Origin of the sequence: Mucilaginibacter sp. (assembly GCF_028288105.1) — a bacterium.
In the GTDB taxonomy this organism is placed as follows: domain Bacteria; phylum Bacteroidota; class Bacteroidia; order Sphingobacteriales; family Sphingobacteriaceae; genus Mucilaginibacter.
This window is the reverse complement of sequence record NZ_JAQBOI010000294.1, coordinates 1-17,079: the sequence shown is the minus strand read 5'-3', so window position 1 is coordinate 17,079 and position 17,079 is coordinate 1. Positions and strand designations below refer to the sequence as shown.

General features: G+C 41.8%; 16 protein-coding genes. 12 read left to right on the top strand and 4 right to left on the bottom strand.

What is annotated here, in order from left to right:
- The 10 genes from JWQ85_RS19425 to JWQ85_RS19380 all read left to right on the top strand — a co-directional run.
- A partial coding sequence (locus JWQ85_RS19425) for a hypothetical protein (protein ID WP_299470927.1) occupies window positions 1-660 on the top strand: 660 nt, incomplete at its 5' end.
- 22 nt (window positions 661-682) lie between these two features.
- Entirely contained in the window at window positions 683-1,762 is a 1,080-nt protein-coding gene (locus JWQ85_RS19420) for a lysylphosphatidylglycerol synthase transmembrane domain-containing protein (protein ID WP_299470925.1), read from the top strand.
- Window positions 1,763-2,128: 366 nt separating this feature from the next.
- Window positions 2,129-2,458 (top strand): NAD-dependent epimerase/dehydratase family protein, encoded by a 330-nt coding sequence (locus tag JWQ85_RS19415; protein ID WP_299470923.1) that lies wholly within the window; start codon window positions 2,129-2,131, stop codon window positions 2,456-2,458.
- Window positions 2,455-2,796, top strand: coding sequence for a nucleoside-diphosphate sugar epimerase (locus JWQ85_RS19410; RefSeq protein WP_299470921.1), 342 nt, complete (start codon window positions 2,455-2,457; stop codon window positions 2,794-2,796). The genes JWQ85_RS19415 and JWQ85_RS19410 overlap by 4 nt, the downstream gene beginning before the upstream one ends.
- Before the next feature lie 222 nt (window positions 2,797-3,018).
- Window positions 3,019-3,222, top strand: a complete 204-nt coding sequence (locus JWQ85_RS19405) for a Nif11-like leader peptide family natural product precursor (protein ID WP_299470919.1) — start codon at window positions 3,019-3,021, stop codon at window positions 3,220-3,222.
- Window positions 3,223-3,306: 84 nt separating this feature from the next.
- Window positions 3,307-6,117: a type 2 lanthipeptide synthetase LanM gene (gene lanM, locus JWQ85_RS19400; RefSeq protein ID WP_299470917.1), complete on the top strand. Its 2,811-nt coding sequence runs from the start codon at window positions 3,307-3,309 to the stop codon at window positions 6,115-6,117.
- 88 nt (window positions 6,118-6,205) lie between these two features.
- Window positions 6,206-6,904 carry a response regulator transcription factor gene (locus tag JWQ85_RS19395; RefSeq protein WP_299470915.1) on the top strand — a complete coding sequence of 233 codons (699 nt, stop codon included), beginning with the start codon at window positions 6,206-6,208 and terminating at the stop codon, window positions 6,902-6,904.
- Window positions 6,888-8,249, top strand: a complete 1,362-nt coding sequence (locus JWQ85_RS19390; protein WP_299470913.1) for a HAMP domain-containing sensor histidine kinase — start codon at window positions 6,888-6,890, stop codon at window positions 8,247-8,249. The genes JWQ85_RS19395 and JWQ85_RS19390 overlap by 17 nt, the downstream gene beginning before the upstream one ends.
- Window positions 8,250-8,487: 238 nt before the next feature.
- The gene (locus tag JWQ85_RS19385) at window positions 8,488-8,976 is read left to right on the top strand and encodes a hypothetical protein (protein WP_299470911.1); all 489 of its coding nucleotides are present in this window, start codon (window positions 8,488-8,490) and stop codon (window positions 8,974-8,976) included.
- A gap of 19 nt (window positions 8,977-8,995) precedes the next feature.
- Complete coding sequence (locus JWQ85_RS19380) at window positions 8,996-9,925, top strand: bestrophin family protein (protein ID WP_299470909.1); 930 nt, start codon at window positions 8,996-8,998, stop codon at window positions 9,923-9,925.
- 85 nt (window positions 9,926-10,010) lie between these two features.
- Here the strand turns inward: JWQ85_RS19380 and JWQ85_RS19375 are convergent, their stop codons facing one another.
- Together JWQ85_RS19375 and JWQ85_RS19370 are read right to left on the bottom strand one after the other, a co-directional pair.
- Complete coding sequence (locus JWQ85_RS19375; RefSeq protein ID WP_299470907.1) at window positions 10,011-11,672, bottom strand: FAD-dependent oxidoreductase; 1,662 nt, start codon at window positions 11,670-11,672, stop codon at window positions 10,011-10,013.
- Window positions 11,673-11,680: 8 nt separating this feature from the next.
- A complete protein-coding gene (locus tag JWQ85_RS19370) occupies window positions 11,681-13,081 on the bottom strand; it encodes an ATP-binding protein (RefSeq protein WP_299470905.1) in 1,401 nt (466 codons plus the stop codon).
- A 521-nt stretch (window positions 13,082-13,602) separates the two neighbouring features.
- On the opposite strand from JWQ85_RS19370, the gene JWQ85_RS19365 reads away from it, so the two are divergent.
- A complete protein-coding gene (locus JWQ85_RS19365; RefSeq protein ID WP_299470903.1) occupies window positions 13,603-13,965 on the top strand; it encodes a hypothetical protein in 363 nt (120 codons plus the stop codon).
- A 619-nt stretch (window positions 13,966-14,584) separates the two neighbouring features.
- Here the strand turns inward: JWQ85_RS19365 and JWQ85_RS19360 are convergent.
- Entirely contained in the window at window positions 14,585-14,875 is a 291-nt protein-coding gene (locus JWQ85_RS19360) for a PH domain-containing protein (protein ID WP_299470902.1), read from the bottom strand.
- Between the two features lie 75 nt (window positions 14,876-14,950).
- A complete protein-coding gene (locus JWQ85_RS19355; RefSeq protein WP_299470900.1) occupies window positions 14,951-16,333 on the bottom strand; it encodes a PAS domain S-box protein in 1,383 nt (460 codons plus the stop codon).
- 327 nt (window positions 16,334-16,660) lie between these two features.
- Here JWQ85_RS19355 and JWQ85_RS19350 point away from each other — a divergent pair.
- Window positions 16,661-17,079, top strand: a 419-nt coding sequence (locus JWQ85_RS19350) for a hypothetical protein (protein ID WP_299470898.1), incomplete at its 3' end; no start/stop codon positions are given.

Genomic DNA, 17,079 nt, shown 5'->3' with positions numbered 1-17,079 from the left:
GGATTAAAATCTGTTTATTATCCGGTGATCTGGAAAAGCAATCCGAAATGCGCCGTGATGATATCCGGGAACTCGTTTGGTAGTATCCACTTCTTAAATCACGAAGGCGACCACATGTTACGTGAGCAGGGTATTATTGAATACATGGGAGCCGAACGTTTAAAATTACTGTTAAACGAGGATGCTGTAGACTTTGCTATTTATCGTGGCGATGAGGAGCAAACTTTTATTGTACACAATAGAGATGGTAAGGCTAAAATATCCGTTAGGGATAATATGTTCACTTATGAGCCCGGTACTGCCGATGTATTAAAATATGGCGGCAAAATAGAAGCCACAGGCCATCGTGCTATATTGGAAGCTACTTTTGAAACCGATTACCCGGATGCCGTTTTCCAGATCTATCAATTGTTTCAAAGCCGTAGGGCCGGGGATATTGTAATAAGTGCAAAAGTAGGGTATGACCTGCGCGATTTTTGGGAATACCCCGAACATTTGGGCTCACATGGATCGTTACATAAGCATCACATCCATGTACCAATGATATACAACCAAAAAGGCTGGAACGAACATCCTGCACGCACTGCAGACTTGTTTGACACCATCCTGAAATGGAAAGGCATCACACCAGCAAGTTCAGAGGGCGAACCATTGTTTTAATATATCTACCTTTAAAGAATAAATGATACCAACCACGCAGCAAACAGCCGAGCCCGAAAAGCAGGAAGCGAAAAATGTATTCAATAAAAAAGTTATTATAAAAGGTGCTTTTTGGTTTGCGCTGATAACTGTTGTAACCATTGCAGCGGTATTTTTTTATACCAATACCGGCGATACGGTAAAAGCGCTTTCGCACATATCATATAAGTACATAGCTATTTGCTTTGTAATGCTTTTTGTTGATTTGATGCTGGGCAGCTGGCGTAACCATATTTACATCCGTAAAATGGCACCCGGTGTTTCGCACTGGGTAAGCTTTAGGGCAAACGTGGCCAATATGTTTATGGGGGCGGTAACCCCGGCACACGGTGGTGCGGGCCCGGCGCAGATATTTGTGTACACCAGCAACGGTGTAACCTTTGTTGATTCTTTCGCGGTGACTCTGATAAACTTGGGAGCTACGCTCATTTTTATGCCGCTGGCTGGGTTTGTTGCCATTATGCTGATGGATACTACCGAAGTTGGCAGCATAGTGCCCGCCATGCTTAGGTATGGTTTTAGTTTTTTCCTGCTGTTTTTGCTTGCGTTTTTGCTGGCTTTCTGGAAGCCGCTTTTGGTGGGTAATATTATCAAAAAAATAGCCGCCGGCCTTTCAAAAGTATTTCCTAAACGGAAAGATAAACTTGAAAAATGGGCAGATAATTCGTTTCAAAGTATCAGTAAATATCAGCAAAGTTGTAGTCTAATTTTAAGCAAAAATCCATTTCTGTTCCCATTAAGCCTTGTTATAACCACGCTACTTTATCTGAATAAATACTGCATGCAGTGGGTTATTTTGCTTGGCCTTGGTGTTAATGCAAACCTGGTACAGGTAATATCCATTCAGATACTGATCCAGTTTATGATATATTTTGCGCCAACCCCCGGCGGCAGTGGCTTTGCCGAAGGGTTTATATCAACGTTATTTGGCAAAATAGTGCCCGCTGCTTTGATCCCCATATTTACATTGCTGCAGCGCTCGTTCCTGTTATTTTTCCCGGCATTGGTGGGCGCTTGTGTCGTGATAAACCTGTTGCGTAAACAAACCATGAAGAAGGGGTAGTCCTGTTGTAACAGGAGGCTCCGATGGAGCCCTGGATGAGCTATAATAATTCTATAAACAGAGTATTCCTACGGAATAATAAATTGAAGAGCATTGGTGCTCTGGGGAGAGTCTGTTTATAAAAAACCTTTGGATCCATCAGAGCAGAACTGTCTAACTATACTATTTATAAGAAAAAGAATCTACGACATAAAGCCAACAAATCGATAGCTGGCTCCGTAGGAGCAACCTGTTTATAGAAAAAAGGAATAAATCTTTTGGCTCCATAGGAGCCACCTAATCCTATGATCCGTATTATGAAAGTACTGGTATAATAATATAAAACCTTATCTGTTTACGCTTGTTTTTACTTCTCTTTGTATTATTATGAACACACCAATAAGGGCAATAATAACAGGGACTACCGGCATGGTAGGCGAGGGTGTAATGCATCAATGCTTGCAGCACCCGGATGTTGAAGCGGTATTGATCATCAACAGAAAGCCGTCAGGTTATTCGCATCCTAAATTAAAGGAAATAGTACACGCTAATTTTTTTGACCTGTCGGCTATCGAAGATCAGCTTAGCGGATACAACGCCTGCTATTTTTGCCTGGGTATTTCATCTATTGGCATTTCAAAAGAAGATTATTATAAAACCACCTATACGCTTACAATTAACGTAGCCCAAACACTTGTAAAGCAGAACCCGACATGAGCTTTTGCTATATATCCGGTGCAGGTACGAATAGTAAAGAAAAAGGCACCGGCTGGGCGGCTGTAAAAGGTAAAACCGAAAACGACCTGATGAAGATACCCTTTAAACAGGTATTTGCATTTAGGCCGGGTTTTATAAAACCAATAAAAGGCTTATCTAAAACACATAGCTATTATAAATATATTAATTGGTTATACCCCATTGGCCGCGCGTTGTATCCTGCCGGTTTTACCACACTGCAAGAGCTGGCGCAAGCTATGATCAATATTACCAAACAAGGGTATCCTACTAAAGTAATAGAAGGTAAGGATATAATTATCCTTGCTAAACCAAGCTAAGGCCCTTGAATTTTACTCTAAGTATATAAACCACCACTGTAGCGAAACCATTGGTGGTTGTGTTTTATATGCCCTATAAATGATTCTTATACAAGCAATATTTAACCTTTGCTTAATAGGGGTTATTTCCCTTGTATAAAGGGTTATTACAACCTGTCGGAATAATTTGGGCCGACTTACCTTAGCATTGTTAAATAAATAACACACCTAAACCTTATCATTATGTCACAAAAAAGTTTCTCAGAAGCAGTAAAAAACGACGCTGCTTTACAAGGCGACCTTAACAAAGCAGTACAAGCAGCAATTGCAGATGTGGCCAAAAAACATGGCGTATCATTCTCAGGTTCAGATTTGAGCAAAACTCACAAAGCACCAGTTGCATCAGATTGCGTATCAACTGCCTGGACTGCTGTTTGTACCGTTTAACTTTTCGGTAAAGGGTCTAAAAGATAAAGTGCAAAACAGTACGCTGTTTTGCACTTTATCTAAGTAATATTAACATTTGGTAAATTGACAGATACAAGCGAAAGCATAATAAGCAAGCAGGCGTTGCCTTTTGGGCAACATATTCAGGCTATAACTAAAAACGAATTGGATAATGCTACTGCAGGCTTATGTAACAATGATAAGGATGCTGTTTTAAAAGCCCTTGCACCAGTAAGTATGTATGCTTTCGATCAGCATTTTTGCGATTTTGCCTCAACCACATACCCTTGTTTTAATATTCTGCAATTGCTTGATCCGGCCTTTAAAAGCACGGATGATCTGCTAAATGATTATGACGAATATTTTTTTGATAAAAATGGACTAGCCGGGTTTCTTGAAAAATACCCATTGGTTTATACGCTGCAAAAAGATTTGTATCAGCAGTTAAACGCTTTTCATACGGAAGTTTTGGCAAACATCCTTGCCGATACAGATGCCCTGTCGCAAACTTTTAATAACGGACGACCTATAGGCACGTCAACCCAAATAAACATTAACCAGGGCGATAGGCACCAGGGTGGCAAAAGCACGGCTATAGTTGAGTTTGAATGTGGCTTAAAGCTGCTATATAAACCGCGTAGCGGCGCTATGGATCTCGCATTTAATACATTTATAAGCCAAATTGCCAACGAGACAGGTATCGACCTGAAAATTACTACGGTGCTTCACCGTGGCGATCATTTTTGGATGGAGTTTATTGAACACTTGCCCGTATCAGGCAAAAATGAGTTATATGATTATTACACCCAATGCGGGGCGCTGCTTGCAATTGTTTTTTTATTGGGCGGAACAGATTTTCACTTCGAGAATATTATCGCCAGCGGTAAACACCCGGTACTGATAGATCTGGAATGCCTGTTTGGGGCCACTAATGAAATGCAGGAGGGCAGATTCAGTGTAAACAACACCGGCCTTTTGCCTGTCAATATTTATTTAGGAGAGCAGGATGTACCTATTGATAACAGCGGTTTTGGGGCATGGGGAAGGCAGGTATCCGGTATAGATCGTTGGGCATGGACAAACACCGGCACCGACGCTTTACGCCTTGATAAGCAGAAAGGCATTTTCATAGCCGATAAAAATCAGCCTGTTTATAACAATGCTGTCATTTCGCCCCAAAACTATCTCGCTGAAATTATTGACGGATTTAACAGAACCTGTACCTGGTTCATTACAAATAAAGATGGCTTAGATAGGTCTGGTTCTGCTTTCAGCAACTTTGCGGATAAGCCCATTCGGGTAATTATACGCTATACCATGAATTACCTGTTCATTATCGAAAACTCGTTAAACGCCGAAGCGTTAGTAACTGAACAGGCGCGCAAAGAAGAGATATACCGTTCGCTAAATGAGTTCCCAGCGGCAACACAGCTGCAGCCAGAAATTAGATCACTTATTAATGATGCCGAATTTAAGGCTATAAAGAAAATGAACGTCCCTCTTTTTAATGGGGACACAACTAAGCTCCATATCCGGGAATCGGGGGATATACCGGAATGGGCTTTTTTTAAAACTACACCTTATCAGTTCACGCTTAATCGCATCAAAAATTTTGATACCGTTAAAATGGATCTACAGATAAGCCTGATACAAGCAGCCTTTACCGTACGATATGGCACAAAACAAAAGGAGGATAGCCAAACAACCGCTAAACTTTTAACCGTTTACACCAATACATCTATACTGCAAGTGGTTGAGCAGATTGCCTCTGGTATCAGATCATCAGCAATAAAAAATAATAACACTTATAGTTGGAATAGCTATACAACCAATGGCAACAACAAACTGGTTTTTGATACATTAAGCCCAATGTTGTACGATGGATCATTAGGAATCGCCTGTTTCCTGCATACAGCAGATAGCTTTGCGAATAAAGAAATGGTGGATGCCATTATATCCGCTGAAGTAAAACGGGCGTTCAACTCTGCTGTTGATATTTCATTTGCTTCGGGTATTTCGGGCTTGTTGTATGCGCTGGTTAAAACACATAGTGCAGATAATAGCAACCTGCAAACAGCCATCGACTTAACCCGGCTGATAAAACCTTCTGATATAGGCAAGGATCATAAATATGATATTATGGCTGGCTCGGCAGGGTTACTGCAAAGCCTTGCTTTACTCTATAAAAATACCGGCTCGGCAGATGTTTTAAACACGATGACGTTTATTGGCGATCACCTTTTAGAAAGCCGCGTTATTGATTCACCATCGGGTGCATTAACCTGGAGAAGCGAGCAATTCGACAGGCCGTTAACCGGGTTCTCGCACGGTGCCTCGGGTATCGCGTGCGCTTTATTAACCTTGTTTGATTGTACCGGCATAGATAAGTACAAACATGCCTTTTATCAATCTATAAAGTTTGAGAACTACTACCAGAATGCCCAATATTCAAATTGGTGCGATCTGCGTAAAACCGGCTCTGATTGCAAAACTACCTGGTGCCATGGTGCGCCGGGCATTGGTTTGGCCCGCTTGCATGCCTACGCTATCTTAAAAGAAAAAAGTTTGCTGCACGATATAGAAATTGCAATTAGCACTACAAAAAAACACCTTTTAACCCATATTGATTTTTACTGCTGCGGAAACACAGGCCGTATCGATTTCCTGATAGAGGCAGCCGCGGTGCTTGGTCGCCCTCAATTGCTGAAAACTGCACGGAAGGCTTTATTAACAATTATTAACCGGAAAAATGAACGAGGTTATTATCAAACTTTTGATATGGCCGCTGTGAGTATAGAAAACCCTTCGCTGTTTCGTGGCACCGCAGGTATTGGTTATGCTTTAGTACGAAGTATTAACCCCGAAAAAGTACCCTGTTTAGGTCTTTTGGCATAATAATTTCCGTTTAATTCAAATTTAACATAGGTAAACAAGCTAAAACATTTATTTTGGGCGATGGTTCTATTTTCCATAATCCAGTTAAATGAAAATACTCCTTATTGAAGATGAGCCAGGGTTGGTATCGGTTATTTTGCGTGGATTAACCGCGGCCGGTATGGAAGTTAGTGTTGCCGCCGATGGAAAGATGGGCTTGGAAATGGCCCAAACCCATAGTTTTGATGTTATTATATTGGATATTATGCTGCCTGGCATGAACGGTATACAGGTTTGTAAGGAGATACGCAAACAGGACGATGCTGTTGCAATATTAATGCTAACAGCCTTATCCAGTACAGAAAACATTGTAACCGGCCTTAACAGCGGCGCCGATGATTACCTGGCCAAACCCTTTAAATTTGCCGAGCTGGAGGCCCGGATCCGTACACTGGCACGCCGCAGCAGGGTAGGCAGCACACCCAAAAGTGTTATCAGCATAGCTGGTTTAGAAGTTGATATTGTATCAAAAACCGCCAAACGCGACAATAAAAACATAGCACTTACTGCTACCGAATATAACCTGTTGGAGTATTTTGTAAAAAACCAGAACATGGTACTTTCGCGCATACAAATACTGGAGAACGTATGGGATATTGATTTTAACATGGGCACCAACGTGGTTGATGTTTATGTGAACTATCTGCGTAAAAAAATAGATATTGGTTATGATGTTAAGCTGATACATACCGTTTTTGGCATGGGCTATATCTTTAAGGAAGAAACCGCTGATGAAACTTCAAACTAAGATAACATTACTATTTGTTGTCATATCCACCACTGGTTTGGTGTTGCTTAACGCGTCTATATTTTATTTTGTATCAGAATTTAACTTCGAGGATTTTTTTAAACGCCTGGAGGCCCGCGTTAATTTGACTGCCGAAATTAACATAAACCCAGACAAAGAATCGGCGGCATACAAACAGGTACGTACCCGCTACCTGGAAAAACTGGAGAACGAGCAGGAGTACATTATAAAACTGGATACTTCTAAAAGTCCCTCATATACCCGGGTGCTTAACCTGCCGGATGATTTTTACCAAAGCATCCTTGAGGGGAAAAAGACTCGTTACACACAGCGAAACCATTTTTATGCCGGAAGATTATTCAATATACACGGGGAGAAATATATTGTTATTGTTACCGCTACAGACCCATACGGGTTTAAGGAGTTGGAGCAACTGAAAAAGGTATTGCTTATTGTTTTCGTTATATCCATCATACTCACCTACATAGCGGGTAAAATATTTTCTTACTACACCGTGCGCCCGGTACGGGGCATTATAAAAAGTGTTAAAAATATAACGGCCAACAATCTGCATTTAAGGTTAGACGAGGTAAATGGTAAAGATGAGCTTGCCGAACTGGTGTTCACCTTTAATAATATGCTTAACCGGCTCGAAACCGCCTTTGAAACACAGAACAACTTTGTGAGCAATGCATCGCACGAGTTGCGAACGCCGCTTACCATTATCAGCGGCGAAACGCAATTGCTGTTAAAAGGTAACAAAGTAACCGAAGAGGGCAAGGCATCGGTACAAACTATATTGAACGAGGCAGAAAAGCTTGGGCATATTTTAGCCAGCCTGCTTGGCCTGGCACAAACCGGGTTTGATGGGAAAAAGCAAAACTGGTCTAAAATAAGGGTAGATGAGTTAGTGATGGAGGTGGCTGATTCTGTGAAAAAGATAGATTCCGAAAGCGTTATTGATATCGACTTTTCGGCCCTGCCGGATGATGAAACACTTTTGTACACCGAAGGCAACGTTAACTTGCTGCAACTGGCCATAAGTAATATAGTACTTAACGCCTGTAAATATTCCAGTAACCGCCCAGTTAATGTTCAGGTAACGGCGCATGACGGCCGCGTTATTATTATAAAAGTGAGCGACAAAGGCATAGGTATACCCCAGCAAGAGCAGCAACATATTTTCGAGCCCTTTTTCAGGGCATCAAATACAAGCGATTTTCAGGGGCATGGTATTGGGCTGCCGCTTACATTAAATATCATCCGTTTGCATAAAGGCAGCATCGGTATCCGGTCGGAAGAGCGGGTAGGTACCGAGATCCAAATTCTGCTGCCTGTAGCTTAATTTTCACGTTTTATCGCATATTAAGAAACCGGCTTCTAATAACTTTCTAATAATTGAGACGAGTTATTAAATAAATTGCTGGTGTTGTTTAAAAATAGGCTGATAATCAACTGTTTATTTATTAGAGAAAATCTCATACTCTAATCAAATTCTAATAAGCCTCTTAATTCATTTTAATGAGTGCAGGGTAGTATTGCAATAAGTAAATAATTAAAGTTTAACTATTCAATAACTACTTATGAAAACTATACTCATCCCAACCGATTACCAGGCATCATCATTAGATTGCATCCACGCTGTTTGCAGGCAATTAAAAAACGAAGAGCTAAACCTGATCTTCGTGCACGTTTTTAAACTGGCCGATTCATTTAGCGATGTGATCATGCTAAGCAAACGCAGCCGCGAGTACGAGAAAGTAAGTGACGATTTCTATCAATACTGCAATGTACTGCGCGCGCAATATCCGCAGATCCAAAACGTCAAGATATATTTTCTATATGGCAGCACGCTAAGCATGTTTAAGCATTTTATAGAAGCTAACGAGGTTGATATGGTGTTAGATACTGATAGCTACTCGTTCAGCCCTATCCATCGCTCCAGCATTGATCCGGCTGTGTTGGTTAAGCGTTGCGGACTGCCGGTTATGAATGCCCCAAAAACGAATTACGGAAGTATGATGCAGGAGCAAGTTGCCGCTGTTTATCAGGAAGAATTAACAGAAGTATAACCCCTAAAACATCTGCCCTATGTTATTAAAAGAAAACATTCCCGTAAAATACATCTTCGGGAAAATAAAAAAAGAAGTGATATTAGTTACGGTGTACTCGGTGTTTATCGCCATTATGTACAACACGTTCCATTTTACACGCATATCTATCCCTATTGCGGTACCTACTATTTTAGGTACAGTAATATCCTTACTGCTGGCCTTTAAATCAAACCAGGCTTATGATAGGTGGTGGGAGGCCCGCACTATTTGGGGGGCCATAGTTAACGATACGCGTACTTTAACCCGCCAGCTTTTAACCTTTGTGGATACCCCTTATGCCGAGGACGAACAAAAGGCCTTTTGCGAACGTGTGGCCAAACGGCAAATTGCATGGTGTTATAGCCTGAGCCGCCACCTGCGCAAGGAAGATCCACTGCACGGGCTGGACCGCTTGCTTTGTGCCGAAGACATTGAGCACATTAAAAGGTATGACAATATCCCCCTGGCGTTACTGGAACTACAAGGCGCCGACTTGCGCAGCGCCTATAAACTGGGCTGGATAAATGAATACCAGCAGGTGTGTATAGACGAAACCCTAACCCGTTTCAGTAACGAGATGGGCGGCTGCGAGCGTATTAAGAACACAGTGTTCCCGGCTACTTATAGCGTATATATCCACCTATCGGTGTTGCTGTTTGTATTGCTGCTGCCGTTTGGGTTGATAGAGTTTTTTGGTGTTATAGAAGTACCATTGGTTATCGCGATAGCATCCTCGTTCTTCCTGATAGAGAACATGGCTATACACCTGCAGGATCCATTCGAGAACAAACCTACCGATACACCAACCACTACTATCTCGCGCAATATTGAACGGGATATCAAACAAATGCTTAAAGAAAATTATAAGCAGGAAGAACCCGCCGCTGGTGCATCACACAATAAATCGAAAGTGTTCTATATTTTATAATTGTTTAGTGAGTTGTTTTAATACAAAAGGCTGGTTAGCGTTTAGCTACCCGCCTTTGTTATTTAATTACTTTAATTAAGGCAATTTATACCTCGTTCAAATATTTATGTACAAAGCTAATGGCCATTGAGCCTTCGCCTACGGCAGATGCTACACGGTTCATGGCGCCGGCACGAACATCGCCTGCGGCAAAAATTCCCGGGCAGCTGGTTTCCAACAAATAAGGGTCACGGTTAGATTTCCAGATCTTTTCAAAATCTGTGCACAGGTTTAAATCGCGGCCGGTTTCAATAAAGCCCTTGCCGTTGGTAATGATATCCTTACAAAGCCAGTCGGTGTATGGTTTGGCACCTATGAAAATGTAAAGGGCATCAGCGTCAACGGTTTTAACCTCATTGGTGTTTAGGTCACGGATAGTTAAATGCTGCAAATTGTTATCGCCGGTGGCCTCGGTTATCTCACTGCAGGGCATCAGGGTAATATTGCTTTGCCCGCCTAACTGGTCTATCAGGTACGACGACATGGTTTCGGCCAGGTTTGCCTTACGGATAAGTATGAAAATCTCTTTAGCAAATTTAGAAAGGTACATGGCAGCCTGCCCGGCAGAGTTACCGCCGCCTACAACATATACGTGTTTATCCTTGCAGGATGCAGCCTCGGTCATGGCGGCACCGTAGTAAATGCCTGCACCGGTAAATTTATCAATGCCCGGCGTGTTTAGCTGGCGGTAATCAACCCCGGTGGTTATAACAACGGCTTTGGTGATAACCTCGGTGCCATCGTCCAGTATAATTGTTTTGTAGTTATCCTTCAGCTTTATTTCTTTTACTGCCTGCGGCGATAAAAAATCGGTACCAAAACGTGCCGATTGGGTAATGGCCCTGCGTGTAAGATCAGCCCCGCTCAAACCAGACGGGAAACCCAGGTAGTTTTCGATACGCGAGCTGGTACCTGCCTGCCCGCCGGGTGCTTTCTTTTCTATCAATAAGGTTTTTAACCCTTCGGATGAACCGTATACAGAAGCCGCCAAGCCCGCCGGGCCGGCCCCAATAATTACTACGTCATATAACTCATTCTTAGCCGATTGGGTAAGCCCAATTTTAGAAGCTATATCTTTTACAGGAGGTGCTTTTAGCAGCGAGCCATCGGCAAAGATGATAGCCGGCAGGTCTTTCACTTCCAGGTTATTCATTTTAATAGCCTGCTTGGCCTCGTCGGTATTGGCATCCATCCACAGGTAGGGCACCAGGTATCCCGACAAAAATTCCTTTATATCGTGCGATTTTGGAGAGTATTGGTAACCTATCACCTTTATGCCTCTAAAATCGGGACGATAATGGCCCTGCCAGTCTTCCAGCAAATCGGTTAGGATAGGGTATAGTTTTTCTTCGGGCGGATCCCAGGGTTTGGTTAGGTAATAATCAAGCTTAACCTCGTTAATGGCTTTTATGGCAGCATCAGTATCGGCGTAAGCAGTTAGTAAAACCCGCTTGGCATTTGGGAAAATGTTGGTTGTTTTACACAAAAAGTCAACGCCCTCCATCTCGGGCATGCGCTGGTCGCTTAAAAACAAAGCTACAACTTCGCCCTTGTTCTTTAATTCCAGCAGGCTATCTAAAGCCTCTTTTACCGATGCAGTGCTCAATATGCGGTAATCCTGCCGGTAATGGTTTTTAAGGTCGCGGCTTATGGCGCGCAAAACCTGTTGGTCATCATCAATTACAAATATGATAGGTTGCTGATCCATGTTATTTTTTAGTTATCTGTTAGGGGGAAACAAACGATAAACTCGGTATTGCCGGGTACTGAGGTTACTTTTACGGTGCCACTGTGCTGGCGGATAATACGGTTCACAACATCCAGCCCAAGGCCGGTGCCTTTACCCATATCCTTGGTGGTAAAAAACGGGTCGAACACCTGCGATTGCTCTTCGGGCGGGATGCCGGGGCCGTTATCTTTGATATATACGCATACAAAATGCCTGTCCAGCTGGGTGCGGATCTCTAATATGCCACTGCCATTTACCTCCATGGCATCAATGGCATTATCTATAATATTGGTCCAAACCTGGTTTAACTCGCCGGCCAGGGCCCTTACCTGTGGCAGGTTCAAATCAAAGTTTTCTACTACCTGTATGTTGGCCTTGCGCAACTTATAGTTGAGCATGGTGAGGGTATTACGGATACCGGCGTGGATATCCAGCAATTGCTTATCGGTATCCCTATCCATATGGGTGAAGGTTTTTACCGAGTTCACCAATTCTGAAATGCGGGTGGATGCTTCTTTGATATCTGAAACCATTTTTTCCTGTAGTAGGTAGTTGCTCATCCATTCCAGTACACTGCCTAATTGAGGTTGAGGGGTGCAGCTGTTCATGTGCTCCAGGTCATCAGTAGTAAAACCAAACTCGGCAATGTTTTCGGCGATATTAAAATCTTTAATGTCGTGATCTGTAAGCCAGTCGCTTAGGTCATCTTCCAGGTCTGCACGCTGCATCATACTTAGTATGGGCCGGTCGGATTGGTGCGTTTTGCTTATCAGGATCTGGTTTATGGTGTCAATTTTTTCGGGTTTGATGTTTAGCGCGGCCACCTCCTTAAATATTTCGGGTAAACGCTTTATTTGTCCTTGCAGAGACGATGCCCCGCGGCTGATAGCCGATGCCGGGTTGTTGAGCTCGTGCGCCAAACCAGCCGACAGCTTACCCAGCGCGAACATTTTTTCGTTTTGCTGCTGTTGCGAGGTGAAATCGCGTACGCGGCTGGTCATAGTGTGTACAAGGGCTTCGGTAAGTTCGTAATGCTGTTTTATGGCTTCCTGCAGCTTATCTTTATGTACGCGCAACATGCGGCATTTTTGGATGCATTCGCCGTAGCCAAAGGTATTGGTAGCCCGGCTAAAAGGCAGGTAACCGGTAATGGCCTGCTCTTTTACAACAAATACCTCGCGCATTTTGCCGCCCTGCATAGCGCAGATCCTGATACGGCCCTCCATTATAATTAATGTTTTATCTAACGGGTCGCCCTTTTCAAAAAGCCGCTCGCCCTCCTGTACCTCAATGGTTTCGCCGGCGGCAATAAACCACAGTAGCTGATCATCTGGTACGGTTTGCAGGGTAGGTATAGCCTTTAATTCGTCTAAAGTTACGTTCTTCATGAGCGGGGCGGTAATGTTATACAAGTATAACGGTAATTATGAATTACCGCAAGCGAAGGCTTGCAATGGCGGGAGTTGGGGAATAATTTGCCCTGTTTGTTTCGTTTGTTCCATTTTAAAATGGAACACGTGGAACAAATGGAACATATTAGTAATGAGCTTGTTGCGAATTTACTTTTCGCGCTTTTTAGCGCATTAAATGTAATGCTAAATGCTGTAATGGTCTGTAAATTAAGCAGGTATATGTTTTGTAAGCGTGTTCCATTTTTTATAAAATGGAACAGAATGGAACACGATAAATGGAAAGCTTATTCTAATAACATGGCACAATTAAGCTGTGCCAAATTTTGGACTGGTTTTGGACTGATTATGATGCTGCGATATACTGACGATAGCTAAAAATACCCAATAGTAGGTATTGTAAAGTTTGCTGACTACCAGCATATTGTGGTCTTTTTTGGTTTATTAGTTTACAAAAATCAAGATTAACATAAATTGATCTTGATATTAAAAATTATAAAATGAGAAGTAATCCACGGGCAGCCATCGCATATATAGCAATTAAATTAATTTCCCCTAATAGCAAAAAATCTCTCTTTGATTATAGCAGAAGTAAGCGCATTACCTTTAGTGGCAATATAGTCCCCAATAAAGTGGCCATATATGACCATGAGAGGGGGTGCCACATCACCGGAAACGGGAGCAAGAATAAATTTAATTTATATCACCTGGGCGATTCTCACCATATACGACTAACCGTTGAAGGAGAAAAAATTGAGGGATATGATTACGGAAGCAGCAGCCATTTTAGCGGTGCTATAAAAGGCGAGTCTATCTCCATTTATGACGATGGCGAAAGCACGCAGTTTGACTATAGTTTGTAGGTAATTGTCAACCTTTTGGGACGAGTGACCCGAAACAAAGGTTTTTATTAGCCTTTTTTCGACTTTATTTCGCCTTATTTAGTAGGCGTGAAGGTGTTTATAACGCGCAGGGAGGACTTAATATCGCTCGTAGAAGATTTCTCCTCGTACCTCGTTCGAAATGACAGGTGGGGAGAAATACGTTACCGAAATGACAGGGTGGGAAGAGTAATGTCCGCCCCGTCCCTCAATGTTTCAGCACAGTTAAACGAATGGACGGAGATAATAAATGAGTTTGTCATTCTGAGTGGGCCAAGATCTATCCGCTATGTGGTTCGACAGGCTCACCATGACAGATTGTTCATAGATGCTTCGCTATCGCTCAGCATGGCAAGTGGTTTCTGGACAAGCCCAAGTTACCTAAACCCGATAGCAGCGGATACCGGCAATCGACGGGCTCAGTGTGACAGCCGCGCTTAAGGCCTGCGGGGTTATAAGCGCATAGCGGGGCTATCCTAACCGAAGCACCGCTGCAATTGCTTTTCATAAATCTTACTGTTTCGCGTAAGGACGTTCACATTGCATGAGAGATGCCGAAATAAATTCGGCATGACGGCCTCGTTAACGGATTAACTCTCTTTTAGCTCCTTCCTTTACCGCGGCCATTTTCAATGGCGCTTTTAATTTCTTTGGCGTCGCTTTTTGAAAAACCGTGGGCTTCTACTTTGTTGCCGTTATGATAAAAACGTATGGTAGAAAAACCTATCAGCGGGGTATCTATTTCTACTGCCGATATACTGTCGTAGGCTACAGATGTTTCATCGCCGCTAAAAAAGCCCGGTATTTTAATGGTGATGCCGGTGTTTTCTACAATGATTTGCGCGGGGAAAAGCTTATTACCTTCTGACAGGCGGGATGCGGTATATTTCATGATGTTAATGTATTATCTACTCACCAAAAGTAAGGATTTAATGTTTCTGGAAGGTTAAATATTGCTGACCGGTACCTATATGTTATAATCGGCCTTGGTGGTTTTGTCTGTTATAGACTTTATGGCTTCATCCAATTCATTTGCCGACGCTAATAAATATTGAAGCATTGTTGCTGTTTCCGGCGATACATTTTTAGCATCGTTAATAAGCGGCACCAGCCCCATTATCCGGGAAAGGGGCGCCCTTACAATATGTGATTGTATCCATGATATTTCGTGTAGTTTTTCATTCTGCTCTTCAATGGCTTTAATATACTTTAGCCTTTGGGTTACATCATTCGCTATTACAACTTTCGCGTTTTTACCCCGGTAGGATAGGGTATTGCTTAATATATCAACCTGGATAATTTCGCCGTTTTTCTTTTTATGCCTGTAAATTCCATGATGCATAAAGTGGTGTTTTTTTTTGGCGGAATGCAAGGCTTGTTGAAGTGCAGCAATGTCCTCTTCCGGCCTGATATCCATTACGCTCATAGATAGGAATTCATCGCGGGTAAAGCCATAGTTTTTAATGGCTGCCATATTAACGTCTAAAAATTTCAGACTACTCTGGTCAAATACCCACATGGGGAGCGGGCTTAAATTAAACAACTCGCTATATTTTTTTTCGGACGCAATTAGCAGGATTTCTGATGACTTCCTATCCGTTATATCTTTAAAATAAACTGATAACGAGGTAGGTGAAGGGTAGGCACTTATTTCGTACCATTTTTTTAGAGGTTCGTAATAGTCTTCAAAATGTACAGCTTTTTGGGTTTCAATTGCCTCGTGATATTTTACATATGATTTTGAGTTAATGGAATCTGAAAATACCTCCCATAGGTTTTTGTTAAGGATTTCCTCCTTTGTTTTGCTTAATACCTTTTCGGCAGTTTTGTTCCAATAAGTAACTGTCCAGTTTTTATCTACAGCAAAAAATGCATCAGCAATACTTTCAAGTATAGTATCCCTTTCTACTTGCTGCAAATGTTCTTCGGCATTTTTTTGCCCGGTAACGTCTCTAAAGTTGCAAACAATGGCATTTATATCTGTATCATGTAACATGTTATCGAAGGTACATTCCAGCCATATGTAATAACCTTTGTAATGTTTTGATCTGAAAGTACAGGTAACAGGAACGGCCGGGCTCGAAAATACCTTTTCCATTGCTTCTTTGACCATTTGCCGATCGGATGGATACGTTAATTCATAGAAGGTATTTTCTAAGCGGTCATTTAAATTCCAGCCGCCAATACGCTCGGCAGATGGGCTTCGATAAATAATTTGAAGATCTTTATTTAATAAGCTAACCCCCGAATAACTATTTTCTATAAGTTTTCGAAACAGGCTGTCGTCCAAAAAGCCTTGTAGTTTATCAGCCCCTGTAACAGGTAATTTTTTATCAATACGTTTTGCCATAATAGCAATTGTAATAGAGTATGATGGTAATGGAGAATGGTTACTCCTTGATTGTAACTAACGTAATAATTAAAAAGTGGTAAACCTAATTTTATCTTAATATTCAGGCTGTTTATAAATTGCCTCACTAATAGTTGTTTTAAAAGTTTTATCTACTTGATTGTTACAAAGTTTTATAAGGCAATTGTGTATTATTAAGCTCCTATAACCTATTTATCGCTTAAAACGAAAACACACGTAGTAATGCCGGCATCAACTGATATTGCTTTTAAATCGGTTACCGTTATGGGAAAGTTATTAAAGTAATTGATAACAAAACCTTATAAAATGACTGCCGAAAAAAACAAAAAAGTTGCTATAATTTACCCTTACATACCTCATTACAGGGTGCCTGTTTTTAATATACTGTCAAAGTCTGTTACCAATGAGTATACAATAATTTCGGGTACAGAAACTGATATAAAAATTAAGCTTGCAGATGACAACCTTAGAAATATAAAACCAGAAGATGGTGGCTTGCGCTGGATCAAAATAAAAAACACATGGATGCTAAAGTATTTTTTATGGCAGCGCGGATTATTGCAAACCATAAGCAGGTGCAATTTTGATACATTGATATTTTTGGGTAACATGTATTTCCTGTCTACATGGGTTGCCGTTGTATTAGGGAAACTTAAAGGCCGTAAAATTATAATGTGGACACACGGCTATATAAAAGAAGAAAAAAACGCTAAGGGGTTTATCCG